The 23,460-nt window shown below is 34.3% G+C and carries 18 protein-coding genes; 11 read left to right on the plus strand and 7 right to left on the minus strand.

Annotation, left to right across the window (positions count from 1 at the left end):
- Nucleotides 1-53: 53 nt before the first annotated feature.
- Complete coding sequence (locus tag A8143_RS00125) at nucleotides 54-425, minus strand: hypothetical protein (RefSeq protein WP_139134218.1); 372 nt, start codon at nucleotides 423-425, stop codon at nucleotides 54-56.
- 236 nt (nucleotides 426-661) lie between these two features.
- Nucleotides 662-1,780 (minus strand): DNA polymerase III subunit gamma/tau, encoded by a 1,119-nt coding sequence (gene dnaX / locus A8143_RS00130; protein WP_070136800.1) that lies wholly within the window; start codon nucleotides 1,778-1,780, stop codon nucleotides 662-664.
- A 236-nt stretch (nucleotides 1,781-2,016) separates the two neighbouring features.
- Here dnaX and rpsF point away from each other — a divergent pair, with 236 nt between their 5' ends.
- From rpsF to A8143_RS00150, 4 genes are all read left to right on the plus strand, one after another.
- Nucleotides 2,017-2,349 carry a 30S ribosomal protein S6 gene (rpsF, locus tag A8143_RS00135; protein WP_070136801.1) on the plus strand — a complete coding sequence of 111 codons (333 nt, stop codon included), beginning with the start codon at nucleotides 2,017-2,019 and terminating at the stop codon, nucleotides 2,347-2,349.
- A gap of 36 nt (nucleotides 2,350-2,385) precedes the next feature.
- Complete coding sequence (rpsR, locus tag A8143_RS00140; protein WP_070136802.1) at nucleotides 2,386-2,649, plus strand: 30S ribosomal protein S18; 264 nt, start codon at nucleotides 2,386-2,388, stop codon at nucleotides 2,647-2,649.
- A 31-nt stretch (nucleotides 2,650-2,680) separates the two neighbouring features.
- Nucleotides 2,681-3,127 carry a 50S ribosomal protein L9 gene (gene rplI / locus A8143_RS00145; protein WP_070136803.1) on the plus strand — a complete coding sequence of 149 codons (447 nt, stop codon included), beginning with the start codon at nucleotides 2,681-2,683 and terminating at the stop codon, nucleotides 3,125-3,127.
- A 161-nt stretch (nucleotides 3,128-3,288) separates the two neighbouring features.
- Nucleotides 3,289-7,521 (plus strand): PAS domain S-box protein, encoded by a 4,233-nt coding sequence (locus A8143_RS00150; RefSeq protein WP_070136804.1) that lies wholly within the window; start codon nucleotides 3,289-3,291, stop codon nucleotides 7,519-7,521.
- A 53-nt stretch (nucleotides 7,522-7,574) separates the two neighbouring features.
- On the opposite strand, the gene A8143_RS00155 is transcribed toward A8143_RS00150, so the two are convergent.
- The 3 genes from A8143_RS00155 to A8143_RS00165 all read right to left on the minus strand — a co-directional run bounded on the left by A8143_RS00155 (nucleotide 7,575) and on the right by A8143_RS00165 (nucleotide 11,571).
- The gene (locus A8143_RS00155) at nucleotides 7,575-9,977 is read right to left on the minus strand and encodes a TonB-dependent receptor plug domain-containing protein (protein ID WP_070136805.1); all 2,403 of its coding nucleotides are present in this window, start codon (nucleotides 9,975-9,977) and stop codon (nucleotides 7,575-7,577) included.
- 80 nt (nucleotides 9,978-10,057) lie between these two features.
- Nucleotides 10,058-10,471 carry a hypothetical protein gene (locus A8143_RS00160; protein WP_070136806.1) on the minus strand — a complete coding sequence of 138 codons (414 nt, stop codon included), beginning with the start codon at nucleotides 10,469-10,471 and terminating at the stop codon, nucleotides 10,058-10,060.
- Between the two features lie 209 nt (nucleotides 10,472-10,680).
- Nucleotides 10,681-11,571: a 3-hydroxyacyl-CoA dehydrogenase family protein gene (locus A8143_RS00165; RefSeq protein ID WP_070136808.1), complete on the minus strand. Its 891-nt coding sequence runs from the start codon at nucleotides 11,569-11,571 to the stop codon at nucleotides 10,681-10,683.
- Nucleotides 11,572-11,723: 152 nt separating this feature from the next.
- Here A8143_RS00165 and A8143_RS00170 point away from each other — a divergent pair, with 152 nt between their 5' ends.
- From A8143_RS00170 to A8143_RS00190, 5 genes are all read left to right on the plus strand, one after another.
- Nucleotides 11,724-12,665, plus strand: a complete 942-nt coding sequence (locus tag A8143_RS00170) for a hypothetical protein (protein WP_070136810.1) — start codon at nucleotides 11,724-11,726, stop codon at nucleotides 12,663-12,665.
- A 90-nt stretch (nucleotides 12,666-12,755) separates the two neighbouring features.
- Nucleotides 12,756-13,118 (plus strand): hypothetical protein, encoded by a 363-nt coding sequence (locus tag A8143_RS00175; protein WP_070136812.1) that lies wholly within the window; start codon nucleotides 12,756-12,758, stop codon nucleotides 13,116-13,118.
- 113 nt (nucleotides 13,119-13,231) lie between these two features.
- Entirely contained in the window at nucleotides 13,232-18,766 is a 5,535-nt protein-coding gene (locus A8143_RS00180) for an Ig-like domain-containing alpha-2-macroglobulin family protein (RefSeq protein ID WP_083261151.1), read from the plus strand.
- A gap of 80 nt (nucleotides 18,767-18,846) precedes the next feature.
- Complete coding sequence (locus A8143_RS00185) at nucleotides 18,847-19,152, plus strand: hypothetical protein (protein ID WP_070136816.1); 306 nt, start codon at nucleotides 18,847-18,849, stop codon at nucleotides 19,150-19,152.
- Nucleotides 19,153-19,211: 59 nt separating this feature from the next.
- Nucleotides 19,212-19,586, plus strand: a complete 375-nt coding sequence (locus tag A8143_RS00190; RefSeq protein ID WP_139134219.1) for a hypothetical protein — start codon at nucleotides 19,212-19,214, stop codon at nucleotides 19,584-19,586.
- A 2-nt stretch (nucleotides 19,587-19,588) separates the two neighbouring features.
- On the opposite strand, the gene A8143_RS00195 is transcribed toward A8143_RS00190, so the two are convergent.
- Both A8143_RS00195 and A8143_RS00200 read right to left on the minus strand, forming a co-directional pair.
- Entirely contained in the window at nucleotides 19,589-20,338 is a 750-nt protein-coding gene (locus A8143_RS00195; RefSeq protein WP_070136821.1) for a 2-phosphosulfolactate phosphatase, read from the minus strand.
- Between the two features lie 83 nt (nucleotides 20,339-20,421).
- Nucleotides 20,422-20,772, minus strand: coding sequence for a 4Fe-4S dicluster domain-containing protein (locus A8143_RS00200; RefSeq protein ID WP_070136823.1), 351 nt, complete (start codon nucleotides 20,770-20,772; stop codon nucleotides 20,422-20,424).
- 138 nt (nucleotides 20,773-20,910) lie between these two features.
- Here A8143_RS00200 and A8143_RS00205 point away from each other — a divergent pair, with 138 nt between their 5' ends.
- A complete protein-coding gene (locus A8143_RS00205; RefSeq protein ID WP_070136825.1) occupies nucleotides 20,911-21,957 on the plus strand; it encodes an acyl-CoA reductase in 1,047 nt (348 codons plus the stop codon).
- A gap of 72 nt (nucleotides 21,958-22,029) precedes the next feature.
- The gene (locus A8143_RS00210; protein WP_070136827.1) at nucleotides 22,030-23,445 is read left to right on the plus strand and encodes a phosphohexomutase domain-containing protein; all 1,416 of its coding nucleotides are present in this window, start codon (nucleotides 22,030-22,032) and stop codon (nucleotides 23,443-23,445) included.
- Nucleotides 23,446-23,460: the final 15 nt, after the last annotated feature.

A 23,460-nucleotide genomic window follows, 5' to 3' on the forward strand; every position in this document is an offset into this window, starting at 1 on the left:
AATACTAACAATCATTCTAAACCGCTTTTGACATTGTCTTAAGCGGTTTTTTGTTAGAATTCAATATCGAGATTGAATAATTTTCGGAATTTGTTGAGCGATGAATTTTCTTCTGCCAACTTATCAAATACTCCTTTGTTATCCATGATTTGAACCTTTTCAGTTTCTACGATGGAAAAGTTCAATCCAATAGAATAGTTTCTAAGCTCTTTTCTTAAAAAATCCAACAATTCACCTTTTTCTCTTTCCAATTCAGCTGCCTGAACAGAGTTGATTATCTCTAAGTGAATCTGATAATCTGATGACATCGTCATCTTAGAGTTTTCTAGTGTTGAATAAAAGCTGTCCCTTTTTTCTCGTTTCACAGCTAAACTAAAGGACTTCCAAGCTCTTTCTAAATCTTCAAACGTAAAATCATCTCGCAAATCTGCGTTTACTTCGGCTTGATTTTTATTTGTCCTTCTTTTTGGAGGATTTAATGTACTATTAATGCCTATATTATTCGTACTTAGCTTTCCACTTGGTTGACTTAATTGACGTCTTACCGCGGGTCGAGCTCCAGCATTTCTAGGTGCTGATTTTTGCTTTGCCGCGTTCGTGTTTTGAACTACAGATTTTGTACCCTGTCCCTCAAAAGGAATAATTACTATGTCTTTTGCACTTAAGATACAGCTTTAGATTTTAAAGTTGAAGGAATTGAACACAGCTTCATTAAAGTAATCTCTATTGAAAGCCTTTTATTCTTACTTGCTTTGTAATGGATTTCAGTATCTCTCAATAAATCTAAGGCTAGGAGTATAAATTCTTGAGAGCTATGCGACGATTGTTGAATGTATTGTTCTTTAATCTCTGCAGGAACTTCGAGCAATTCAACAGTCGCTTGATCTTTACATACTAATAGATTTCTTAAATGTTCTGAAAGGCCAACTAAAAATTGACTTCCATCAAATCCTTTTGTCAGAATTGTGTTATAGAGTAACAATGCTTCTGCAATATTCTCGTTTCTTGCAATATCAACAATTTTGAAGTAATAATCATAATCAAGAACATTCAAATTGTCCAACACCGATTGGTAAGTCACCTCGTTATTGCTGAATGAAACGATTTGATCGAAAATTGAAAGAGCGTCTCTCAATGCACCATCAGCTTTGTTCGCAATAACGTGCAAAGCTTTTGGGTCGGCTTTAATTTTCTCTTCTGCTGCAATTTTCATCAAGTGATTGACGATATCATCGATTTTTATACGATGAAAATCAAAGATCTGACAGCGAGAAAGAATTGTAGGCAAAATTTTATGCTTTTCCGTTGTGGCTAAGATGAAAATAGCATGTTTGGGAGGTTCTTCCAATGTCTTTAAAAAAGCATTAAAGGCAGATAAAGAAAGCATGTGAACCTCATCAATTATGAATATTTTATATTGACCAACTTGAGGAGCCATTCTTACCTGATCTATCAAGTTTCGAATATCTTCAACACTGTTGTTTGATGCCCCATCCAACTCTAAAATATTAAAAGAATGTCCTTCATTGAATGAAGTACAGGACTCACATGAATTACAAGGTTCAATTGAGTCATCAAGATTCATGCAATTAATCGTTTTTGCAAGAATTCTTGCGGTAGTGGTTTTACCTACTCCTCTCGAACCAAAAAACAAAAACGCCTGCGCTAAATGATCATTTTTAATCGCATTTTTTAGCGTTGTGGTAATTGATGATTGACCAACAACTGTATCAAATGTTTGAGGCCTATATTTACGGGCTGAAACAACAAAATTACTCATAGAAAAATTTGAAGAACAAATATAATATAATCCTTACTTTCACCCGTTGTAACCAATACGTTTTTATCAACAAGATGACGAATTAAAGCGGTTTCATCTTTATTGACTTAGCAATGCGGGCCTAAGAGAATTAAAATATTCTTTCTTTCTAGTGCTATCTTCAAAAAATAGACTATCTTTGCGCTCTCATTCGCCAAAACATAGTGTTGCGGCGATAATAATTTAATTTTTTACATATGAATAGGTACGAAACTGTTTTCATTTTAACTCCCGTTTTGTCTGAAGAGCAGACAAAGGAAGCAGTAAAAGTGTATGAAGATTTTATCACCTCTAATGGAGGAACGATTAAACACAACGAATTTTGGGGCCTTAAAAAAATGGCTTACCAAATTCAAAAGAAATCTAATGGCTTTTACAATCTAGTAGAATTTGAAGCTGCTGGTGATTTAATTAGCAAATTAGAAGTTGCTTTTAAACGTGATGAGCGCATCATGCGATTTTTAACCGTAAAAATGGACAAAGATCACATCGCTTTTGCAGAGAAAACAAGAAATGCTGCTAAAGCATAATTAAAGCAAGTGTTTAATTAAAAAAGATTATTAAAAATGGCACAATCAGAAATTAGATATTTAACTCCAATTAATATAGAAATTAAAAAGGAGAAATATTGTCGATTCAAAAAAAGTGGGATCAAATATGTAGATTACAAAAATCCTGACTTTTTAATCAAATTTATTAACGAGCAAGGTAAAATTTTACCAAGACGAGTTACTGGAACTTCTCAAAAATTTCAGAAAAAAGTAAACAAGGCAGTGAAAAGAGCAAGACACCTTGCAATCCTTCCTTATGTTGCTGATTTGATGAAATAAATAGATTGTTGAATTTTAAATTCATTTGAAAATGGAAGTTATATTAAAAAAAAACGTAGATAAGCTAGGATATAAAGATGAAGTAGTAACTGTTAAAGATGGATATGGAAGAAATTTCTTAATTCCTCAAGGTTACGCTGTACTAGCGACTGAGTCAGCATTAAAATCTCATGAAGAAGTAATGCGTCAAAGAGCTCACAAAGAATCAAAAGTAAAAGAAGAAGCAGAGGCAATCGCAGCTAAACTAAACGGTTTAACTGTTGCTATTAAGGCAAAAGTCGGTGAAAGTGGAAAAATCTTCGGATCTATCAATACTATCGCAATTTCTGAAGCCTTAAAAAGTGAAGGAATTGAGGTTGATCGTAAATCATTAGTAATTACTGAAGATTCAATTAAAGAAGTAGGAACTTACGAAGCAATAGCAAATCTACACAAAGAAGTTAAGCAATCTTTTAACTTTGAAGTTGTAGGAGAGTAAAAACAATACTTAATAAGATTGATAAGCCATTCTGATTACAGAATGGCTTTTTTTTGTGTTCTTTTTAAAAAAAACCATAACCAAATTTCGCAAAATCACGTTAAGAAAAGATTAATTGGTTATATTTATTTTTAGTGATCGAAAACCGCAAAAAACTTCAAATGCCACAAAACTATTTCCTTTGTAAAAAATGGTCAAGAATTATTTGTGCCCTGATTTTTGCATGCTTTCATACTTATTATGGTGCGGCGCAACAAGAGTTTGACCGAATTGATAGCTTGATAATGGAATTATCGCTACTGGATCAAAATAAGGAAAAGGCCAGTGTATTGTTCGAATTGTCGGAAGCATATGAAGATACGGATTGTGAGTTCGCAAAAAAGTATGCCCGTTTATCACTAAATCTTTCTCATAGAATTGATGATCCCTTCGGTGAAATTGCCGCCGCAAATAAATTAGGGGAACTCTTTATGTATTGTGATATGAACATTATTGGGGCAATTGAAAAATTCAATAGAGCCATTCGCGTTGCAAACAAAATTGGAGCAATTGAATATGAGCCCGTAATATTATCAAATATTGCTTATGCGAACTATTTAAATGAAAATTATACTGCTTCAATAGAGTATTTTGAAGATGTAATATCTTTAACGAGCGATTATGACTCTCTAGGTAATTATAGTTACGTTACTGGTTTTATAGGTAGAATATATATAGAAATGGGAGATACGCTTCGTGGAATGAGTTATTATAACCAACTGTATTCTTCGATGGACAATGATGCTTTAAAAAATATTTCATTTCCTAACCATTTTTTTATTTCCGATTATTTTCTGATTAAAGGCGCTTATGATGAAGCGGAAAGGGTTGTTCGAAGAGCTATACATAATATCGAAACACTTAAGAAGTACCGCTGGACTGCTTTTGGTTATTACTTGTTAGGTAAAATACACTACTATAAGGGAGATCTTTTATCTGCAATTGCATATGGCCGACAAAGCTTAGATATAGCTGAAAGTAAGAAGTATTATCGTGAACGAATTTTGAACTACTTTTTATTGGCAGATGCATTTCGAGCAAATACGAATTATTTGAAGAGTTTGGATTACTTAAACAAGGGCTACGCATTAACCGACTCATTAGGCAAAATAGAAAAGAAAAGTTTGGAATTTGTCTACCGGCAAGAGGTCGATGAAGTGCTAGCGCAGAAGGAAGCAGATAATACCATGAACAGACTGCTTGCTAAAGAATTGGAAACAGAAAATGATCAATTGATTATTCGGTTTGCGGCAATTGGACTAGTGATAACTTTTATTTTCGTATTTATTCTTTATCGGAGACTTAGAAAAACAAAAAAATTATACGGCCGCTTGGAAAAGCAAAAGGAAGAATTGCAAAAACTATCAATCGTTGCGGCAAATATCGAGCAGATGGTAATGATTGTTGGTAAGGACGATCGGATAAAATGGGTAAACAGAGCATTTGAGAAGAAGTTTGGTTATTTAAAATTAGAAGTAATCAATAAAACGCCTTTTGAAGTGTTGAAAGGTGAAAAAACAGATACTCAAACGATTAAAGATATTGAGAATCAGATTTTTGAAAAGAAAGTTGCTTTTGAGACGAAACTTTATCAGTATGCAAAAAATAAACAGGCCTTTTTAACGCACATACACATTACACCAATACTTGATGAAAATAATTTTATTGAACGTTACATTATCATCGCCCACGACATTACGGAAGAGCAAAAAATAGCAGAAAATATAAAAGAATTGTCGCTAGTGGCTAGTAATACCACGAATTCAATTGTCATTTTAGATCAAGAGCAGAAAGTAAGTTGGGTGAATAATAGTTTTACCGAGTTAACTGGTTTAACCACAGAAAATGTGAGAGGACGACACGCAATGGAGCTGTACAACGCACCATTCTTAAATCTCCAAGAAAAAATTGAGTTGCAAGATAAATACAGTGACTTAGAGTCGTTTACAGTTCAAGTCGAATCGGTGAATAGACTTACTGATCAGAAAGCAGTACTTTCAATGAATGTAACGCCTGTTTTTGACGATAATGGTAGTTTCTATAAGTATATTTCTGTCGCTACAGATATTTCTGACTTAAAAAGATTAGAAGAGCAATACGAAAGTCTTGTAGAAGGTTCGGCAGATATGATAAGCGAATTGTCACTAGACGGATATTTTACCTTTGTTAATGATGTTGTTGCGCACACTCTAGGTTATGAAAAAGATGAATTAATTGGAATGTATTTTGTCGAATTAGTAGCGCCAGATCACAAAAGAAGAGTTGAAAAATTTTATGCATATCAAGTACGTACCAATAAGTCCACATCTCATTTGGAATTTGAGGTAGTTAAGAAGAATGGGGAAAAAATATGGGTAGGACAACGTGCAAAACTTATTGTTAATCATAAAGAGCAAGCTACAGGATTGAGTATAGTAACTCGAGAAATAACGGAGCAAAAAAATGCTGAAAATGCCCTAAAGAAAACCTATGATAACGCTAACTTGTTGAGTGAGATAGGGATGCAAATTACATCCACTTTATCCATTGAGGATATCATTCATCAACTCTATGAGAATATAAATAAAATAATGGATGCCAGTGTATTTGGTATTGCCATTCCTAATGAGGATTATAGTAGCCTTAACTTTTTACAAATTATTGAGAAAGGAGAACCGTTAAAAGATTTAAAATTTGACTTAAAAGATGATTCAAAACTTTCAGTGATATGTTACAAAAAAAGTAAAGAAATATATATATCAAATTTTGAGGTTGAGATAGGGGAATATGTTGAGGGAGAGGTTGATACGAACGCTGTCGCGGGAGGGGATACTGTTTCTGTAATCTATTTACCGCTTATTATTCAGAATCGTACCATTGGAGTTTTAACTGTTCAAAGTTTTAACGAAAACGCATACGATAAATTTCAAAAAAGTTTGGTAAAAAGTTTAGCGACATTTGTAGCTATTGCCCTAGAAAATGCCACGTTATACGAAACGATGGAAGAAAAGATATCCGAAAGAACACAAGAAGTAAGGATACAAAAAGAAGAGTTAGAGATTAATTATAGCAATACGCGGTTATTGAGTGAAATTGGACAATTTATTTCTTCCACCCTCAACTTAAATGAAATTTTCGAAGAACTGTATGAAAAGGTGGGACAATTAATGCGAGTTGATTTATTTGGAATTAGAATTTATGATCAAAAGGTACAAAAGATCCACGCACATCTCACTGCAGAAAAGGGTAATCGTTTAGCCCCTAAATTTATTGATTTAACAAATGAAAATGATTATAATGTTTGGTGTGTCAATAATCGAAAAGAAATTTTTATTAACGATAATGAAGTAGAGTATAAAAATTATGTCAAAGAATTTATTCCTTTACATGGAGTTAAAATGAGTTCTTTGCTTTATTATCCAATGATTGTAGAACAAAAATTAATTGGAGTTCTTACGATTCAAAGCTATCAGAAGAATGCATATCAAGATTATCATTTAGACATTTTGAAAACATTAGCTTCTTATATTGGAACTGTTATTGACAATGCTGCACTCTATGACACGCTAGAGCGTAAGGTTGAAGAGAGAACCTTAGCATTAAAGGAAAAAAATGAAGACATCACTGCCAGTATCAATTACGCGCAAAGGCTGCAACGAGGTATACTTCCGTCACGTCATTTTATGGAACAATTATTACCTGATTCATTTGTCTTCTTCAGGCCAAAGGATATTGTAAGTGGTGATTTTTATTGGATCGATCGTACACAAAATAAAATATTTTTTGCAGTAGTAGATTGTACTGGACATGGCGTCCCAGGTGCAATGATGAGTATTATCGGTCGGAATTTATTGGATCAGGCTTTGAATGAAAAAGGATTAACTTTACCTGCACATATACTTAATTTCCTTCAAGTGGCGCTATCGACTGCTTTCGGTCAAAATGAAGATCAACAAACGGAGTTGTATGATGGTATGGATCTCGGGTTGGTGTCAATTGATTTAAAAACCAATATGCTTGATTTTGCAGGTGCAAATAGCTCTCTTTACCTGATTCAAGATGATGAATTAATAGTTTTAAAGGGGGATAAAACAAGTATTTCTGCAGAATATAAAATTGAAAATAGCTATACGCATACCGAAATAGAAATCAAGTCAGGAGACATGCTTTATCTTTCATCAGACGGGTTCCCTGACCAATTCGGAGGTAGTCGTTACAAAAAATTCACCTACAATAGAATGTATAGTTTATTTAAGGAAATTCATAATCTGCCAATTGATGATCAATACGATGAAGTAAAAAATAGCTTTACAGAATGGAAAAGTGATCATGCTCAGATAGATGATATTTGTGTTATGGGAGTAAGGATTCCATAAAAAAAGAGACCGCTATGTCTAGCAGTCTCTTATGCGAATGATTTTTTCTTCTCTTAAAAAATTGCTTTGAGTGAAAGTATTACATTTCTTCCGGATGATACAATCCCTGAACTGTATGGCCGGTACCGTTGATCTGTAATGTTTTCAATTCCGCCACTCACACTTAGGTGATCTGTGAAGCGATACATTGCTTTTAAATTAATCGTATACCATGCCGGTGAATAGGGATTCCCATTATCATCAATTGCATACATATAATCTTTAGATATTTCTTCGATTGACATATCTTCAAACGCCTTTTCTCCGCTGTATTGACTGTTGAATTCAATCGATAAATGATTCTTTTGATATTTTAGACGACTAATACCAAACCAAGGTGCTGCATGTCGAGATGGACTTATGCTTCCATCATCTAACTCTTCTTCACCCAATTGATAGTTAAAACGTGAGTTTATTGAGAATCCTCCTCCTAATTTTAACTCAAACCCTGCTTGAAGGCCATAAACTGTAGCAACAGCGGCGTTTTGAATGGCTTGGACTTTACTCATTTCACCATCATAATTGATACTGTCGGCGCCGTTAAGCTGATAATCCCTTCGTACCAAGGCATTGTCCAAAAGTGTATAAAAACCTGTGATATCCAATTTTAACGTGTTGCCGAAAATTTTTGTGATACTTAATTCGCCATTATAAGCATATTCTGCTTCTAAATTGGGGTTGGGTACTACTACTGCACCAGGTTCAGAATCAAAAACTTTTCCAATATCATCAACATTTGGCGCCCGATATGCTGTTGAAAAATTTGCTGAAATAGACCAGTTTTTGGTTGGATGATAGACAGTTCCTATACTTCCTGTTAAAGCTCCATTATTTAGTGAAGCCGAGGTAAAAGGGAAATCATAAAAGCTTGTATCAAAATCAGCGTTTATTTGAAACTGACTGTACCTTATACCTGCAGTTAAAATTAGCTTTTCATTTGCTTTGAACTCATTCGTAATGTATATGCCTGTAGACATCCAATCTGCTTGTGGATATCGAGATGGTCCAGCACTTTGTTCACCAGTAGAAATATCTTCGTTAATTCCGCGTGAATCAACTTCGTTTAAAACAAATTCTCCACCGTACTTTAAGGTATTTCTCTTTCCTAAAGACTTTATAAAATCAATATTTCCACTATAGGCTATTACATTTTCGATTCGGGTTTCACGGTCATTTTTATTAAAATCACGACTGATTCTACTTTCTTCAAAACTTTGTTGTGCAAGTCTAATCGACATTTGATCGTAAATTTTATTACCATGAGAATGAGTAATATTTAAATTATTCATCATCCATTTTTGAGGACCATAACTCCATTCTCCATATCTTGGTAGACCATCTTTGTAACGAATGTGCCGATCGTATCGTGAATAACTTGAACTTTCTGATAAATGGAAGCCATATTCGAAATTCCAATTCTTATTCGGTTTAAATCTTACCTTTTGCATAAGATTAATTTGGCTATAACCAGTTGGATTTTGGATCAAAGGATCTTCGTTTTCTACAATCACATCCATACTATCCTGCCGTTGAACATAAAACGGTCTCAAATATTCATCAGGTCCATGAGAACCCATTCGCAAATCGCCAAATTCACTTGAGGTAAAACTGGTTACCATAGCCCACTTTTTCCAACCAACATTCACATCAAAATGTACTGTTTTTTCATTGCTTGAACTGGCATATCGGCTTACCGCACTTCCATTAATTAGTGGCTTGTCTGTATAGGATAGTTCAGGTGTTCTTGTTCTAAAACTCATAACAGCACCTATCGCATCACTTCCGTATATAACCGATCCCGGTCCGAATAGAATTTCAGTTGCCTCCATCGAAAAAGCGTCTAAAGAAATTACGTTTTGTATGTTTCCACCTCTAAATATCGCATTGTTCATTCGAACTCCGTCAATAGTGTAGAGTAGTCGGTTTGTAGCAAACCCTCTAATCATTGGGCTACCACCACCAAGTTGACTCTTTTGAATGAATACTTCTCCTGAACTGCCTAGTAAATCTGCTGCTGTTTGTGGGTTTTGCAAGGCAATTTCACGAGGTGAAATCCCTACAATTCTTGCTGGGATATCATCTACATTTTGAGCCCACTTGCTAGCTGATACAATTACAGCATCACCTGAAAACGCGAATGGTTCCAGTTGTATTATACGATCATTACTAATTAAATCTTGGTACGATTTGACTTGACGCTTGTAACCAATTTTCAACAATTGAATGTAATCAAGATTTTCAAATTCAGAAATGTCTACTTGACCCAAAGAATTGGTCATAGTTATCAAACTTGGGGTATTACTTATTATTGAAGCATCCTGTATTGGATCCCCCGTGTTTTTATCAATAAGTGTAATCACTTGTGCGTTTACGTTGTTGCACACGATTAACACCATAAAAAAAAATATTTTTTTCATGTATATATTTTATTTAACAATAATTGTGGACTGTCCTTTTATGAACAGTAATTTTTTTCGAATTCAATCGAATTTATTGATTAAATAAATTGAGGCGGAGGGGTGGGAGGTGAGTTTTTGTATTGGTAGTGAATTGGAACATAAAAATAGCTCTGCTTTTTGCTAATTATTTTTGGTGGAATGATTGCGACATTTGATTTCGGGATAAATAACGATAGTGAAAGTCGGTCGAGTTGTTTCTTTTGATTCTTTTTACTAGCTCCATAAAGTAAATTACTAATTAGCTTATCCAAGGCTTGGTTTTCAGCCGATTCTTTAACATCTTTCCAGCAAATTAGTTCCCATTTGCCTTGTCTATATGAACGTCGTACAACATCATACATTATTCCGTTAAATTCAAATTCTTCTGAATGTTCCCAATACAATTCTTTCAGCTCGTCATCTGTAAATTCAAAATGAGTAAGCTCTTCATCCTCCATGCCATTGAGAATCATTTTTTTTACAGACTTTTTAATCGCTTTTTTTTCAAGATTAATTCCATGAATTATATAACCAAAAACACAAATCAGGCCAACAAATGAGCCAATCGTTATTTTATTTTGATATTTTCTAAAAAAGAGAAAGATAACGCAATGAAATTCGTAGTTAATAAAAAGACGTAAAAATCCGCTAAAACGTACGTTCAGCGGATTTTAAAATTTGATTATTTTTTAAAATTGTCAGCGACAATTAAATCTTTCGTTCCATGTGTCCAGCTGTAAAATCCTTCTCCAGATTTAACTCCTAGCTTTCCAGCGGTTACCATATTTACTAATAAAGGGCATGGAGCATATTTATCATTACCTAAACCTTCGTGAAGCACACGTAGAATCGCAAGACAAACATCTAATCCTATAAAATCAGCAAGTTGTAACGGTCCCATTGGGTGAGCCATTCCTAATTTCATAACAGTATCAATTTCTTCAACACCAGCTACGCCTTCATTTAACGTTATGATTGCTTCATTAATCATAGGCATTAAAATCCTATTTGCGACAAAACCAGGATAATCATTAACTTCTACAGGAACTTTAGAAAGTGATTTAGAAACTTCCATGATTGTTTCTGTTACAGCATCAGAAGTTGAATAGCCTCGAATTATTTCAACCAATTTCATAATAGGCACTGGATTCATAAAGTGCATTCCAATTACGTTTTCAGGTTTATTCGTTACTGCAGCAATTTGTGTGATTGATATTGAAGATGTATTGGTGGCTAAAATACATGCGTCATTTGTGTTGTCATCAATATCCTTGAAGATTTTAAGTTTTAAATCAACATTTTCAGTGGCAGCCTCAACAACCAATTCCGCATTAGAAACTCCCGTTTTTAAGTCGGTTACCGTTTTAATATTATTTAATGTGGCATCTTTATCAGCAGTGGTTATCTTTTCTTTAGCAACCATTCTATCTAAATTTTTACTGATTTTAGCGATTGCCTTGTCTAGAGCTTCTTGTGATATGTCAACTAAAGTAACTTGGTAATTGTTTTGTGCAAACACATGTGCAATCCCATTTCCCATTGTTCCTGCTCCAATAACGGTAATATTTTTCATAAAATCCTGTTTTTCTTTTTTAGATTGCCAAATATAAGGTTTTAATCATATTTTTTTTTCCAAAATGTTTGGAATATTTGGTGAGCCAAGAGGTCTTGTACAATCTTTGTTAAAATCATAAACTTCTTAATAACATTGTTTATTTTTGAGTTGTGAAATCAGAAACTGGAATTAAAAATAAGGGTGGTTCGGTGATATTATTGGGAATCGTATCAGCAATAATTACGATGCCAATATTTATTTTGCTTTATAAATACTTTCCTTCAATAGAAATAGGTAGTATAAGGTTGGATCATATCGTGCTATTTTTAGTCCTTTTTTTTGTGTTCTATTTTTTGCTTAAAAAGTTAAGGATAATTGTCTATTTTCTTTTAATAGGAGGCTTAGTTTTAGTGACCATAACAAATTTCTCTGGAACGTATACATTACAAAATCTATATCATGATTATGCTCAACTATTGTATGATTTATCGGATAATTCGCTTCAACAAAAATTTGATAAGCAAGGAACATTTTTCAGAAAAGAAAAACAATTGCGAGAATCGATCGACTTTACAAATCCAATTGTCAGAAATTATGCAACAAGTGCGGCAATAAAGCACTTTGAGGAGGATGCTCACTTGTCCCAAAATAGAAAGTGGGTCCAGTTTTTTAGTGTGTTTAAAGAGATATATACAAATTGGAAATATGTCTATGACCCGATTGATGGAGATTATTACGCGAAAGCTTCAGAGTCTATAGGGCAACTAAAAGATGATGGCTTTTTTAAAGGGGATTGTGATGATTACTCTATTATGATTGCTGCAGCCATAAAAGCAATTGGAGGAGAGGTTCGACTTGTAAGAACTGAAGTGGAACAAAATGGAAGAACGGTTGGTCACATGTATCCCGAAGTGAAAATAGGGGATGATAAAGATCTTGAATTTGTTGTCTACTTAATTAAAAATGTATTTTTTGTAGAAGAAGCTAGAGGCAAATCAATTTTTTATTATGAAGATACGAAAGGATTAATTTGGCTAAATTTTGATTATAACGATCGCTACCCTGGAGGAAAGTACATGAGTAAAATTCGTGAGAGTGAAATCGTTATATAAATTGTAACAATGTTCGCAACAATTTAATCAATCATATTATTTGTCTGTAAAGGATTTTGTACTATCTTTTTAATTCCAAATTTTAACTACATGGATTTAAAGAAGTATAACTTTACTTGCCCGCACTGTAAACAAATCCTAAATGAAGGGGATGAAATTGAACTTGTCACCAAGCGTAACCATGGTGATAATGGTCGTATTTATCTTTCAGTTGCTTTTGGAAATTATACCTATAAACATATTCCAGATACTGATTTCCAAAAAGGAGAATTGGTTGAGTTTCATTGCCCAAAATGCGGGAGTAATTTAGCCTCAAAAATATATGAAAACTTCGCGTCTCTTAATATGCAAGTCGATACAAATATTAATTTTGAAGTTATTTTTTCAAGAATAGCAGGCGAACGTAAAACATATGTGGTTACTGAAGATGGAATAGAGACTTATCAAGGTTAAATCAAATAATTTTAATTTCCCTACAAATAATAAACATCTTTATTTCTTTAAATAGAGTTAAACTGTAGTTAGGTTTTTCGTTGTACATTCGTGTAGAACAATAACCTATCGTCATGAAAAATTTAATTTTACCTGCTTTAATTGGAGTATTTCTATATGCTTGTTCAGGTGCAAAACAAACAGAACAAGGAGAATTTGTTAAAGTAAACCCCGAGTTTGCGGCATACATTTCTTCTTTTACTGGTGGAACTATAGCAACCGATGCACAAGTTAAAGTTCAATTTAATCAAGAAATTGATGAATCAATTCGAGCCAAAAATTTAAATGATATTTTTGATTTAGATCCTTATGTTGATGGAGAAGTTGAATGGGTTGATAATAGTACGATTGCGTTTGTTCCATCTGAATTTCTAGCGCCTGGAACGCGTTACAAAGTGAGTTTAAGCCTCACTGATATAATTGAAGTGTCGGAGGAACTAGAAGTCTTTGAATTTAATTTTAGAACTTTAAAACCGAGCTTAAAAGTAGAAATTGATCGTTTTCAATCGTATGATGAGTGGAATTATTCGAAGCAGAAATTAATTGGCCACGTTAGCTTTACTGGAAATATTGATTCCACCCAAATTAAAAACCTCATAATTGCTAACCAAAATGGTCGCGATTTGAAAGTAAAATTGAACCGAAAGAGTAAACAATCTTATGGTTTTACGGTAGAGAATATTGTGCGAAATAATCAACGTTCAAATCTCGTTTTTCAATGGGATGGTGATAAAATTGGAATTCCAGCCGAGGGTAAAAAAAAGATTCAAATTCCAGCACTTGATGAATTCGTAGTTTTAGATTATGAAGTTATTCAATCGCCTCAGCAAGCGATTAAAATCCACTTTTCGGATCCTTTAAACAGTGAACAACAACTGGAAGGATTAGTTTATTTGGATAACGAAGATGTCAAAATAGTCGCCGATGAACAAGTGGTTATCTTATATCCAGAAAACAGAGTAGTAGGAGATGTGAAATTGAAAATCTCTGGTGACTTAAAGAATTCTAATGGGAAGAGAATTGACAATTCAATATCAAGAAATTTTTATTTTGAAGATATTTCACCGGACATAGAATTGGTAGGAGATGGTAATATCGTACCAAAATCGGGGAGTGCCCATTTCCCTTTTAAAGCAGTTAACCTTACTGACGTAGACCTGACTATCACAAAAATCTATGAAGACAATGTAATTCAGTTTTTGCAAGTCAACAATTATGATGGTACATACCAATTAAGACGAGTAGCCAAAGAAGTATTTAAAGAACGGATTGAATTGAACCCTGAAGGTGATTTGGATTTAAGGTACTGGAACCATTTCTCTATTGATTTATCTAAATTTGTAAACCTTGATTTAGGAGCAATTTATCGTGTTGAATTAACGGCTCGTAAAGATTATTCATTGTACAACTGTCACGACGAAAACACCCAAGAACAAACCATGACACCATTTAGTTTTGTTTCACAAAACGAACCATGGAATGAAGACGATTGGGGCGATCACTATTATTATTATGACGATTATGACTACGATTATAATTATCGCGAGCGAAATGATCCTTGCAAAGATTCTTATTATCGAAATAAAAAATTTGCAAGAAATATTTTAATCTCAGATTTAGGAATAATTGCAAAAGCTGGTGCCGATAAAACAATGCATGTTGTTGTTTCAGATTTAAATTCTACGCATCCAATAGCTGGAGCGAAAGTAAGTTTTTATGATTATCAACGACAATTTTTAGGAGAATCTACTACCGACGAAGAGGGGATGTTGGCCCTAAAAATTGATAGAAAGCCTTTTGTTTTAATCGCTGAAAAAAATGGGCAAAAAGGCTACTTAAAACTTAAAGATGGGGAGAGTTTATCTTTGAGTAAATTTGATGTTTCAGGAGCTACAATACAACACGGTGTTAAAGGATTTATCTATACAGAAAGAGGGGTTTGGAGACCAGGGGATAGTGTTTATGTATCATTTATGTTACAAGATAAATCAGGTCTTTTGCCCAAAAGTCATCCTGTTAAATTTGAATTAATCAATCCCAAAGGAATTGTTGTAGACGAACAGTTTTCTACTCACGCTATAAATGGAGTTTACGATTTTAGAACTAATACTAATTCAGAAGATATTACAGGTAATTATGGAGCTCGCGTAAAAGTCGGAAATCGAACCTTTTATAAGAATATTAAAGTGGAAGCGGTTAAGCCTAATCGTTTAAAAATCGATTTAAGCTTTGAAAGTGATTTGATTGATAATAATACCAATAGAAGTGTTAATCTTGAATCAAAATGGTTGCATGGGGCCGTTGCTGGAGACCTAAAAACAAAAGTTGACGTTCATTTATCTGCTACAAAAACAGCGTTTAAAAAATACCATAATTTCGTTTTTGACGATCCTCTCAAAGAATTTTCAGCAGAAGATAAAACAATTTTTGAGGGAAAATTAGATGATGCAGGTAAAACAACTTTTGATCACGGAATTAGATTAGAAGCTAATTCTCCAGGAATGTTAAAAGCCTTTTTTACCACCAAAGTTTTTGAAAAAGGAGGGGATTTTAGTATAGATCGAACATCAGTTAATTTTTCGCCGTATGATGAATATGTGGGCATTCGTGTGCCAGAAGGAGATTTATATGGCGGAGCACTGGTAACAGATCAAAATCATTTGGTGGATATCGTCACTGTTAATGAAAGAGGGAAACTTGTTGAAAGTAATGTAACTGTAACAACTTATAAACTTGCTTGGAGATGGTGGTGGGATTCGTACGACAACGATTTGGCGAGTTTTATCGCTCGCTCCGGAACAGTGCCTTTAGATCGCGAAAATTTGAGAACCAGATCAGGTAAGGCACAATACAAGTTTAGAGTTGATCAGCCTGAATGGGGTAGGTATCTTATTTTGGTAGAGAATAAAACTTCTGGTCATGTTACAGGACAAATCGTTTATGTGGATTGGCCTTATTATGCGAGATCGAATAGAAAAAATTCAGAAAACGCCACGATGTTAACTTTTTCTACCGATAAAGAGAAGTATTCTGTTGGTGAAGATGTTAAACTTTCCATTCCAACTCCAGATAAGGGGCGTGCTTTAATTAGCTTGGAAAGCGGAACAAAAATAATTGATAAATTTTGGGTAGAAACCGAAAAAGGAGAGACATCAATAAGTTTTAAAACTACCGTAGACATGGATCCTAATGTGTTTGTGCATGTCAGTCTTGTTCAACCATATGCTTCTATGACAAATGACCTCCCAATTCGTATGTATGGAGTTGTTCCCATATTAGTTGAAGATCCTGATTCTCATTTAAACCCAACCATCTCAATGCCTGATGTTTTACGACCAGAATCAAAAGTTAAAATTAAAGTTGGGGAAAAGGATAAAAAACCAATGACCTATACACTTGCTATAGTTGATGAAGGTTTATTAGACTTAACGAATTTTAAAACGCCAAATCCTTGGAACTATTTTAATGCGCGAGAAGCCCTTGGTGTTAAAACATGGGATATGTATGATTACGTTCTTGGAACTTATGCTGATGAATTGGATAAATTACTCGCAATCGGAGGGGATGAGAGTGGGAATGGAAAAAAAGCTGCTCAGGCGAATCGTTTTAAACCGATGGTTTCATTTATCGGACCATTTGAATACAAGGGAGGAACAAATGAACATACTATCGATATTCCAAATTATGTTGGTTCAGTTCGTGTAATGGTAGTCGCTGGTCAAAATGATCGCTATGGAAGTGAAGAGAAGACGGTGCCTGTTAGAAACCCTTTAATGGTGCTGGGCACGCTGCCCCGCGTTGTTGGACCGGACGAAAATGTTACGTTACCTGTGAACGTTTTTGCTATGGAAGAGCAAGTTAAAAATGTTTCTGTTCAAGTTAAAACAAATGGGTACTTCGAATTGATTGATGGCGCAAAAAAATCATTAAGATTTGATAAAATAGGGGATAAAATCGTGAATTTTAAATTGAAAGTAGCAAAAAAGACGGGTGTTGGCAAAGTAAGTATTATAGCTACTAGCGGTAATCAAAAAGCGACGTATGATTTTGAAATTGATGTTCGTACGCCTAATGCTCCTCAAACAGTTGTGGCAGAAAAAGTGTTAAATAGTGGTGAAGTATTTGCAAGTGATGTTGATTATTTCGGGATAGAAGGAACGAATAGTGCTTTTATAGAGGTTTCAAACTTTCCGCCATTGGATTTAAGTCGAAGATTGGATTACTTAATTACGTATCCCCATGGTTGTGTTGAACAAACTACATCTGGTGTTTTTCCACAATTGTATCTGTCAGATTTACTTGAATTGACTAAAGCGAAAAAAGATGCTATTCAACAAAATGTAAATGCAGGCATTGAGCGAATTAGATTGTTTCAAACTACCAATGGTGGATTTGCCTATTGGCCTGGAAATACCTATGATAATGAGTGGGGATCTAATTATGCTGGTCACTTTTTATTGGAAGCTGAACGAAAAGGTTACAACGTTCCAACATCCATGAAAAATAAATGGATTGATTTCCAAAAAAGACAAGCAAAAGCATGGAATAAAGCCAATTCCAATACTGCTGGAGCTCGATATGCCGATAATATACAGGCATATAGACTTTACACATTAGCGCTGGCAGGTAAAGCAGATCTAGGTTTGATGAATCGCTTGAGAGAACGCGAAGATCTTTCGTTGCCTGCAAAATGGCGATTGGCAGCCGCATACAGATTGGCGGGACAAAAAGAGGCGGCCTTGAAACTTGTACAAGGTGTTCGTGTTAATGTTCCTGAATATCGAGAGTTATCCTATTCTTTTGGTTCAAATGTTAGAGATGAAGCCATGATTTTAGAAACTTTAGTTTTAATGAATATGAGAGAAGACGCAGCAAGTGTTGCGAAAAGAATTGCGGATGAGTTGAATAAAGATCAATGGATGAGCACACAAACCACGGCTTATTCGTTAATGGCGGTTAGTCAATTTTTAGGAGGAAATGAAGCAGATGATCTGTTGCAGTTCAATTATGTGATGAACGGTCAAGCAGGACAAAGAAAATCTTCGAAGTCACTCATCAGTTTAGACTTGGGTGCAAAAGGGAAAAACGTTAAAATTGAAAATACTAGTTCAGGTATTCTTTATGTTCGTTTAGTGACGAAAGGAACTCCACTAGGAGGGAATGAAGTAGCAGCGCAAAGTCATTTAAGTTTAACGGTGAATTATTGGGACATGAATCAAAATAGAATTAATGTTGAAAATATTGAACAAGGACAAGATTTTATCGCCGAAATAACTGTAGACAATTCTGGTTTGAAGGGGGATTTGAAAGAACTTGCGTTAACACACATCGTTCCTTCCGGATGGGAAATTCACAATAATCGAATGGATGAATATAATCGGAACAAATCGTCGTATTTTACATATCAAGATATAAGAGATGATCGTTTATATACTTATTTTGATTTAAAAGCACACGGTCGAAAAACCTTTCGTGTACAATTAAATGCAAGTTATTTGGGACGTTTTTATTTACCTGGAGTTTATGTCGAAGCAATGTATGATAAATCAATTTCTGCGAGAACAAAAGGGCAATGGGTTAGAATAACTTCTAATCACCAATTTAATTAATGTCGACCAGGTCGGTTTAATTTTGTGAAAATGAAGATTTATTTGTGTTTTTTGTATATTTAACCCAAATATTTGACACCATGAAATTGAAATACTTATTCGGATTTTTAGCTTTTACTACAATTTTGTTTTCAGCATGTAAAAAGAACAATGGATGTGCTCGTTCAGAAGAGGCAACTGTAATGGACCTTTCAGATTCAGATTCTTGTGGAATCGTTTTTAAAATTGGTGATGGTACATTTTTAGAAGGGGCGAATCTAAATGAATTTCAAACTTTTGAAGATGGTGATTTGGTATGGATTTCGTATAAAAGCACAGCTGGAGCTAGCACATGTGGAATTGGAGAAGTTGTTCAAATACGTTGTGTTGTACCGAGAGAATACTAATTGTTTTTAGGCATAATTTTTGAAGCCTACTAATGGTTGTTGCATTTATTAATTCAACCATGAAAATTGTCACTTACTTAAGTTTATTCTGTATTGTTTTGACTTCCTGTAATCGAAAGGAATTTAAGTTGTATACAGGTACATACAATTGTGTCAAATCAATTCATACCTGGGAAGAAGGTGAACCCCATGTTTATGAGAATACAACTGATCATGAAATTCAAGTTGAAAAAAACAAGAAGAGAATTCAAGTATTGGACCTTGTGGTGCCAATTGATGAAATTGAACCTGGACAAGAATATCGTAAAGGTAGCGACACGAAATATCAATCTGTTAAATTTGAAAATGATCTGATTTATTTTCTCGAGCATACAAGTGTAGCTGGAGGTGGATATGAAGTTTCGTATATCGGAAAAAAGGTAGAAGAAAATTAAACCTAATCGATTAAAACATCCTCTTTTACTAGTTCAAGGCAATCACCATTTAAAACTGGAATAACAGGGGCTTGGTTAGGCGTTAGACAGTATTTTATATCCTCGTTTAAATTCAAATTCTTTAGTCTTCTTCGGTGTGATGAGGCTTTAAGATAACCCAAAATATTATCCTTTGCGCTTAAAAACAAGTATTTAGCCGCGATTGACGAATCTTCTTCCGATCTAAAATTACCAGTGTTTACCAAAAAATCAGTAATTGCTCCAGCGCAAATTGTGTCTTCTAGATTGAATTTGTTTTGCCAACCTGAGCAAAGACAAAGTACATTTTTGTTTTGTTTACTGAGCCAATTATTTAAGACATCTAAATTTGATAAAGATCCTATAACAACCTGACCGGCATCCTTAGCAATATGAATTGATTTTGTACCATTTGTAGTACTCAAAACTACCGTTTTTCCCTTTAAATCCGGATTTAAATAAGAGTAAGGGGAATTTCCAAAGTCAAATCCATCAACAATCTTTCCTTGACGTTCTGCTCCGACTAAGTATCCTTTTTCTTGATATGCTTTGGCTTCTTCAATTGTTGATACAGGTATTAATCCTTCAACACCATTATGAAAAGCAGCACAAATAGCTGAAGTTGCTCTTAATACATCAATCACAACAATAATTTCAAAATCATCTTTGTATAAAGGAAAAAGATATGGACTGAAGCAAACTTCAATCTTCTTACGGGTTTCATTACTTGCCATTCAACGAAAATACTAAAAAAAACAAAATAGGCCTTTATCATGAATTGAAAAGCCTACCCCAAATAATTCCTAAAAAAAGGATTTTAATCTAAATGCATGAAATCTTTCTTCGCTAAAAGTTCCTCTTCCGTTTCTCTAATGTCCTCATCGTCAACACAACAATCTACAGGACAAACTGCTGCACATTGTGGCTCTTCGTGAAACCCAACACATTCAGTACATTTGGAAGGTACAATATAATAGACATCCATATCCACCGGTTCATTATCACTATCCGCATCAGCATCTTCTCCCGTAGGTAGTTTTACCATTCCAGTTAATGAAGTTCCGTCAGAATATCTCCATTCAGCGCCACCTTCATAAATTGCATTGTTTGGACATTCTGGTTCACAAGCCCCACAATTTATACATTCATCTGTAATAATAATTGCCATTGTTTATTGTTTACATTCGTTAACTTTGCAAATATACTGGTTAGGTTTAGCAATTCGATTATATTAATAAGAATATTTTTTGATTTTTAATCTTAACAATAACGTCGAAACTATATAAACTAGCGCATTTGCCTAAATATGAAATTAGAGGAAAGAATTAATGTATTAACAAAACTCGGTCGAATCATGAATGATATCGGTCTAGAAAGGCCATGGAAGGGGTTCGAATTAGGTGTGAATAAAGAAGAGTATGAACAACTAGTTGAGTTAGTAAATCGCGTTAAAATATACAATGGATGGTTTACACCTGCTGCTGTAAGAACGGCGTTTAAAGGAATTTCAAGTTGGTTGAATGAAAAAGATCTACTAGCATGGATAAAGGAATACCCGACTCCTCCAAAACAACCCAAAACAGTTGCCATAATCATGGCAGGTAACATTCCTTTGGTAGGTTTTCATGATTTTCTTTCTGTGTTCATGGCTGGTCATAAAGCTCAAGTAAAATTGTCCTCTGATGATCGGCACTTATTCCCTGCTTTGGTTGCTATAATGCGATTATTTCAGCCGAAAATTGATGAATGGATAGATGTGAAAGAACATAAATTAGAAAGTTTTGATGCGGTTATCGCTACAGGAAGTGATAATTCAGCCAATTACTTTGAAACTTATTTTGGAAAATACCCTCATATCATACGTAAAAATAGAACCTCAATAGCGGTTATTGAAGGGGATGAATCCAAAGAGGATTTAGAAGCGCTTGGTGAAGATGTCTTTACATTTTATGGATTGGGATGTCGCAACGTTTCCCAAGTGTGGGTGCCTGAAGATTTTGATGTTAACCGTATATTCGAAGCTTTTTTTAAGTTTGGTGATATTGCAAATCATAATAAGTACGCCAATAACTATGATTATAACAAGGCTGTGTACCTGCTCAATTTAGAACACCTATTGGATAATGGTTTTATTTTGTTTAAAGAAGATAAAAAACTAAATAGTCCGTTAGGGATGTTACATATTGCTCGTTATTCATCCAAAGATGAAGTAGAAAATTATATTTTTGAATATAGGAATAAAATCCAAGCTGTTGTTGGAAAAAATTATGTACCTTTTGGAAAAGCTCAACAACCAACCCTTGACGATTTTGCAGATGGGGTAAATACGCTTGATTTCGTTACTAAACTTTAACATTCTTTTTAAATTACAAATAATTCAATCTTTAACAGATTTGTATATTTGTTTAAATACTCAAACAGAAAAATGACAAAAATTAAATTCGGAACTGACGGATGGCGTGCCATCATCGCTAAAGAATATACAGTGGATAATGTTGCTAGAGTGACTCAAGCTACCGCTGATTGGTTGAATCAAAATTTTGATAATCCATCTGTGGTTATTGGTCATGATTGCCGATTTGCAGGTCCATTATTTGTGGAAACTGCTATAAAAATATTCGTTCACAAGGGAATTAAAGTGTTTACGACTAAAAAAGGATTCGTTTCTACTCCAATGATTTCCTTAGCAACACGTCAATTAAAAGCTTCTCTAGGTGTTGTGATAACCGCTAGTCATAATCCGCCTGAATATAATGGATACAAATTAAAAGGACATTTTGGTGGTCCGCTATCTCCGGCAGAGGTGAGCGAAATAGAATCAATTATTCCTAATGTAAATGAAATTAATTTAAATATCATTTCAGTCCAAAAGGCAGAAAAAGAGGGGATGATTCAATATCGGGATTTTGAACAAATTTATATCGATCAGATTAATCAAGTTTTCGATATCGAAGCCATAAAAAAGGCTGATTTTGGTTTAGCATATGACGCTATGTATGGAGCTGGTCAGAATGTTTTGAAAAGATTGATGCCGGATATGACGTTTTTGCATTGTGAACATAATCCATCATTCATGGGGCAAGCGCCAGAACCTATCGATAAAAACTTGCAAGAGTTTGCTCAGTTAATGAAATCAAATGACCACCTTCATTGTGGTTTGGCAACAGATGGTGATGCTGATAGAATTGGATTGTACAACAGTAAGGGTGAATTTGTAGATTCACATCATATCATCTTATTAACGATACATTACCTCGTTAAATACAAAGGCTTAACGGGTAAAGTAGTTACCGGATTTAGCAGCACACCACGAATTAAACAACTTTGTGCTCATTATGGACTTGAGCATGTTGAAGTGCCTATCGGATTCAAATACATTTCAGGAATTATGGCTGATGAAAATGAAGATGTTCTTTTAGGCGGAGAGGAATCGGGAGGCATTGCCTTAAAAACACATATTCCTGAAAGAGATGGTATTTGGATGGGGTTAACTGTATGGGAGTTTATGGCAACAACTGGAAAATCACTAGAAGAGCTGATTGAAGAAGTTTATGAAATCGTTGGATTTTTCGCATTCGAAAGAAATGATTTGCATATCAGTGATGAATTAAAAAGTAAGATCATTGATCAATGTAAAAAAAAGAGCTTCAACCTTTTTGGTAAATATCAAGTTCAAGCGGTTGAAGATTTGGATGGATTTAAATATATTTTTGATGATAATCGCTGGTTGATGATTCGCCCTTCAGGCACAGAACCTGTACTAAGAACGTACGCTGAGGCTCCAACGCTTGACGAGGTAAGAGTAATCTTAGAATCATGTAAACTGACGATAGGGGCTTAACGTGTAAACCAAGCT

It is taken from the genome of Crocinitomix algicola (assembly GCF_001661595.2).
GTDB lineage: Bacteria > Bacteroidota > Bacteroidia > Flavobacteriales_D > Crocinitomicaceae > Crocinitomix > Crocinitomix algicola.

What these genes read in the sequence shown, in the direction of transcription:
- A8143_RS00160 (WP_070136806.1), bottom strand. Translation starts at nt 10,471, where the DNA reads ATGATTCTCAATGGCATGGAGGATGAAGAGCTTACTCATTTTGAATTT.
- dnaX (WP_070136800.1), bottom strand. Translation starts at nt 1,780, where the DNA reads ATGAGTAATTTTGTTGTTTCAGCCCGTAAATATAGGCCTCAAACATTT.
- A8143_RS00200 (WP_070136823.1), bottom strand. Translation starts at nt 20,772, where the DNA reads ATGGCAATTATTATTACAGATGAATGTATAAATTGTGGGGCTTGTGAA.
- A8143_RS00175 (WP_070136812.1), top strand. Translation starts at nt 12,756, where the DNA reads ATGGATTTAAAGAAGTATAACTTTACTTGCCCGCACTGTAAACAAATC.
- A8143_RS00180 (WP_083261151.1), top strand. Translation starts at nt 13,232, where the DNA reads ATGAAAAATTTAATTTTACCTGCTTTAATTGGAGTATTTCTATATGCT.
- A8143_RS00195 (WP_070136821.1), bottom strand. Translation starts at nt 20,338, where the DNA reads ATGGCAAGTAATGAAACCCGTAAGAAGATTGAAGTTTGCTTCAGTCCA.
- A8143_RS00165 (WP_070136808.1), bottom strand. Translation starts at nt 11,571, where the DNA reads ATGAAAAATATTACCGTTATTGGAGCAGGAACAATGGGAAATGGGATT.
- A8143_RS00205 (WP_070136825.1), top strand. Translation starts at nt 20,911, where the DNA reads ATGAAATTAGAGGAAAGAATTAATGTATTAACAAAACTCGGTCGAATC.
- rplI (WP_070136803.1), top strand. Translation starts at nt 2,681, where the DNA reads ATGGAAGTTATATTAAAAAAAAACGTAGATAAGCTAGGATATAAAGAT.
- A8143_RS00155 (WP_070136805.1), bottom strand. Translation starts at nt 9,977, where the DNA reads ATGAAAAAAATATTTTTTTTTATGGTGTTAATCGTGTGCAACAACGTA.
- rpsF (WP_070136801.1), top strand. Translation starts at nt 2,017, where the DNA reads ATGAATAGGTACGAAACTGTTTTCATTTTAACTCCCGTTTTGTCTGAA.
- A8143_RS00210 (WP_070136827.1), top strand. Translation starts at nt 22,030, where the DNA reads ATGACAAAAATTAAATTCGGAACTGACGGATGGCGTGCCATCATCGCT.
- A8143_RS00185 (WP_070136816.1), top strand. Translation starts at nt 18,847, where the DNA reads ATGAAATTGAAATACTTATTCGGATTTTTAGCTTTTACTACAATTTTG.
- A8143_RS00190 (WP_139134219.1), top strand. Translation starts at nt 19,212, where the DNA reads ATGAAAATTGTCACTTACTTAAGTTTATTCTGTATTGTTTTGACTTCC.
- A8143_RS00150 (WP_070136804.1), top strand. Translation starts at nt 3,289, where the DNA reads ATGCCACAAAACTATTTCCTTTGTAAAAAATGGTCAAGAATTATTTGT.
- rpsR (WP_070136802.1), top strand. Translation starts at nt 2,386, where the DNA reads ATGGCACAATCAGAAATTAGATATTTAACTCCAATTAATATAGAAATT.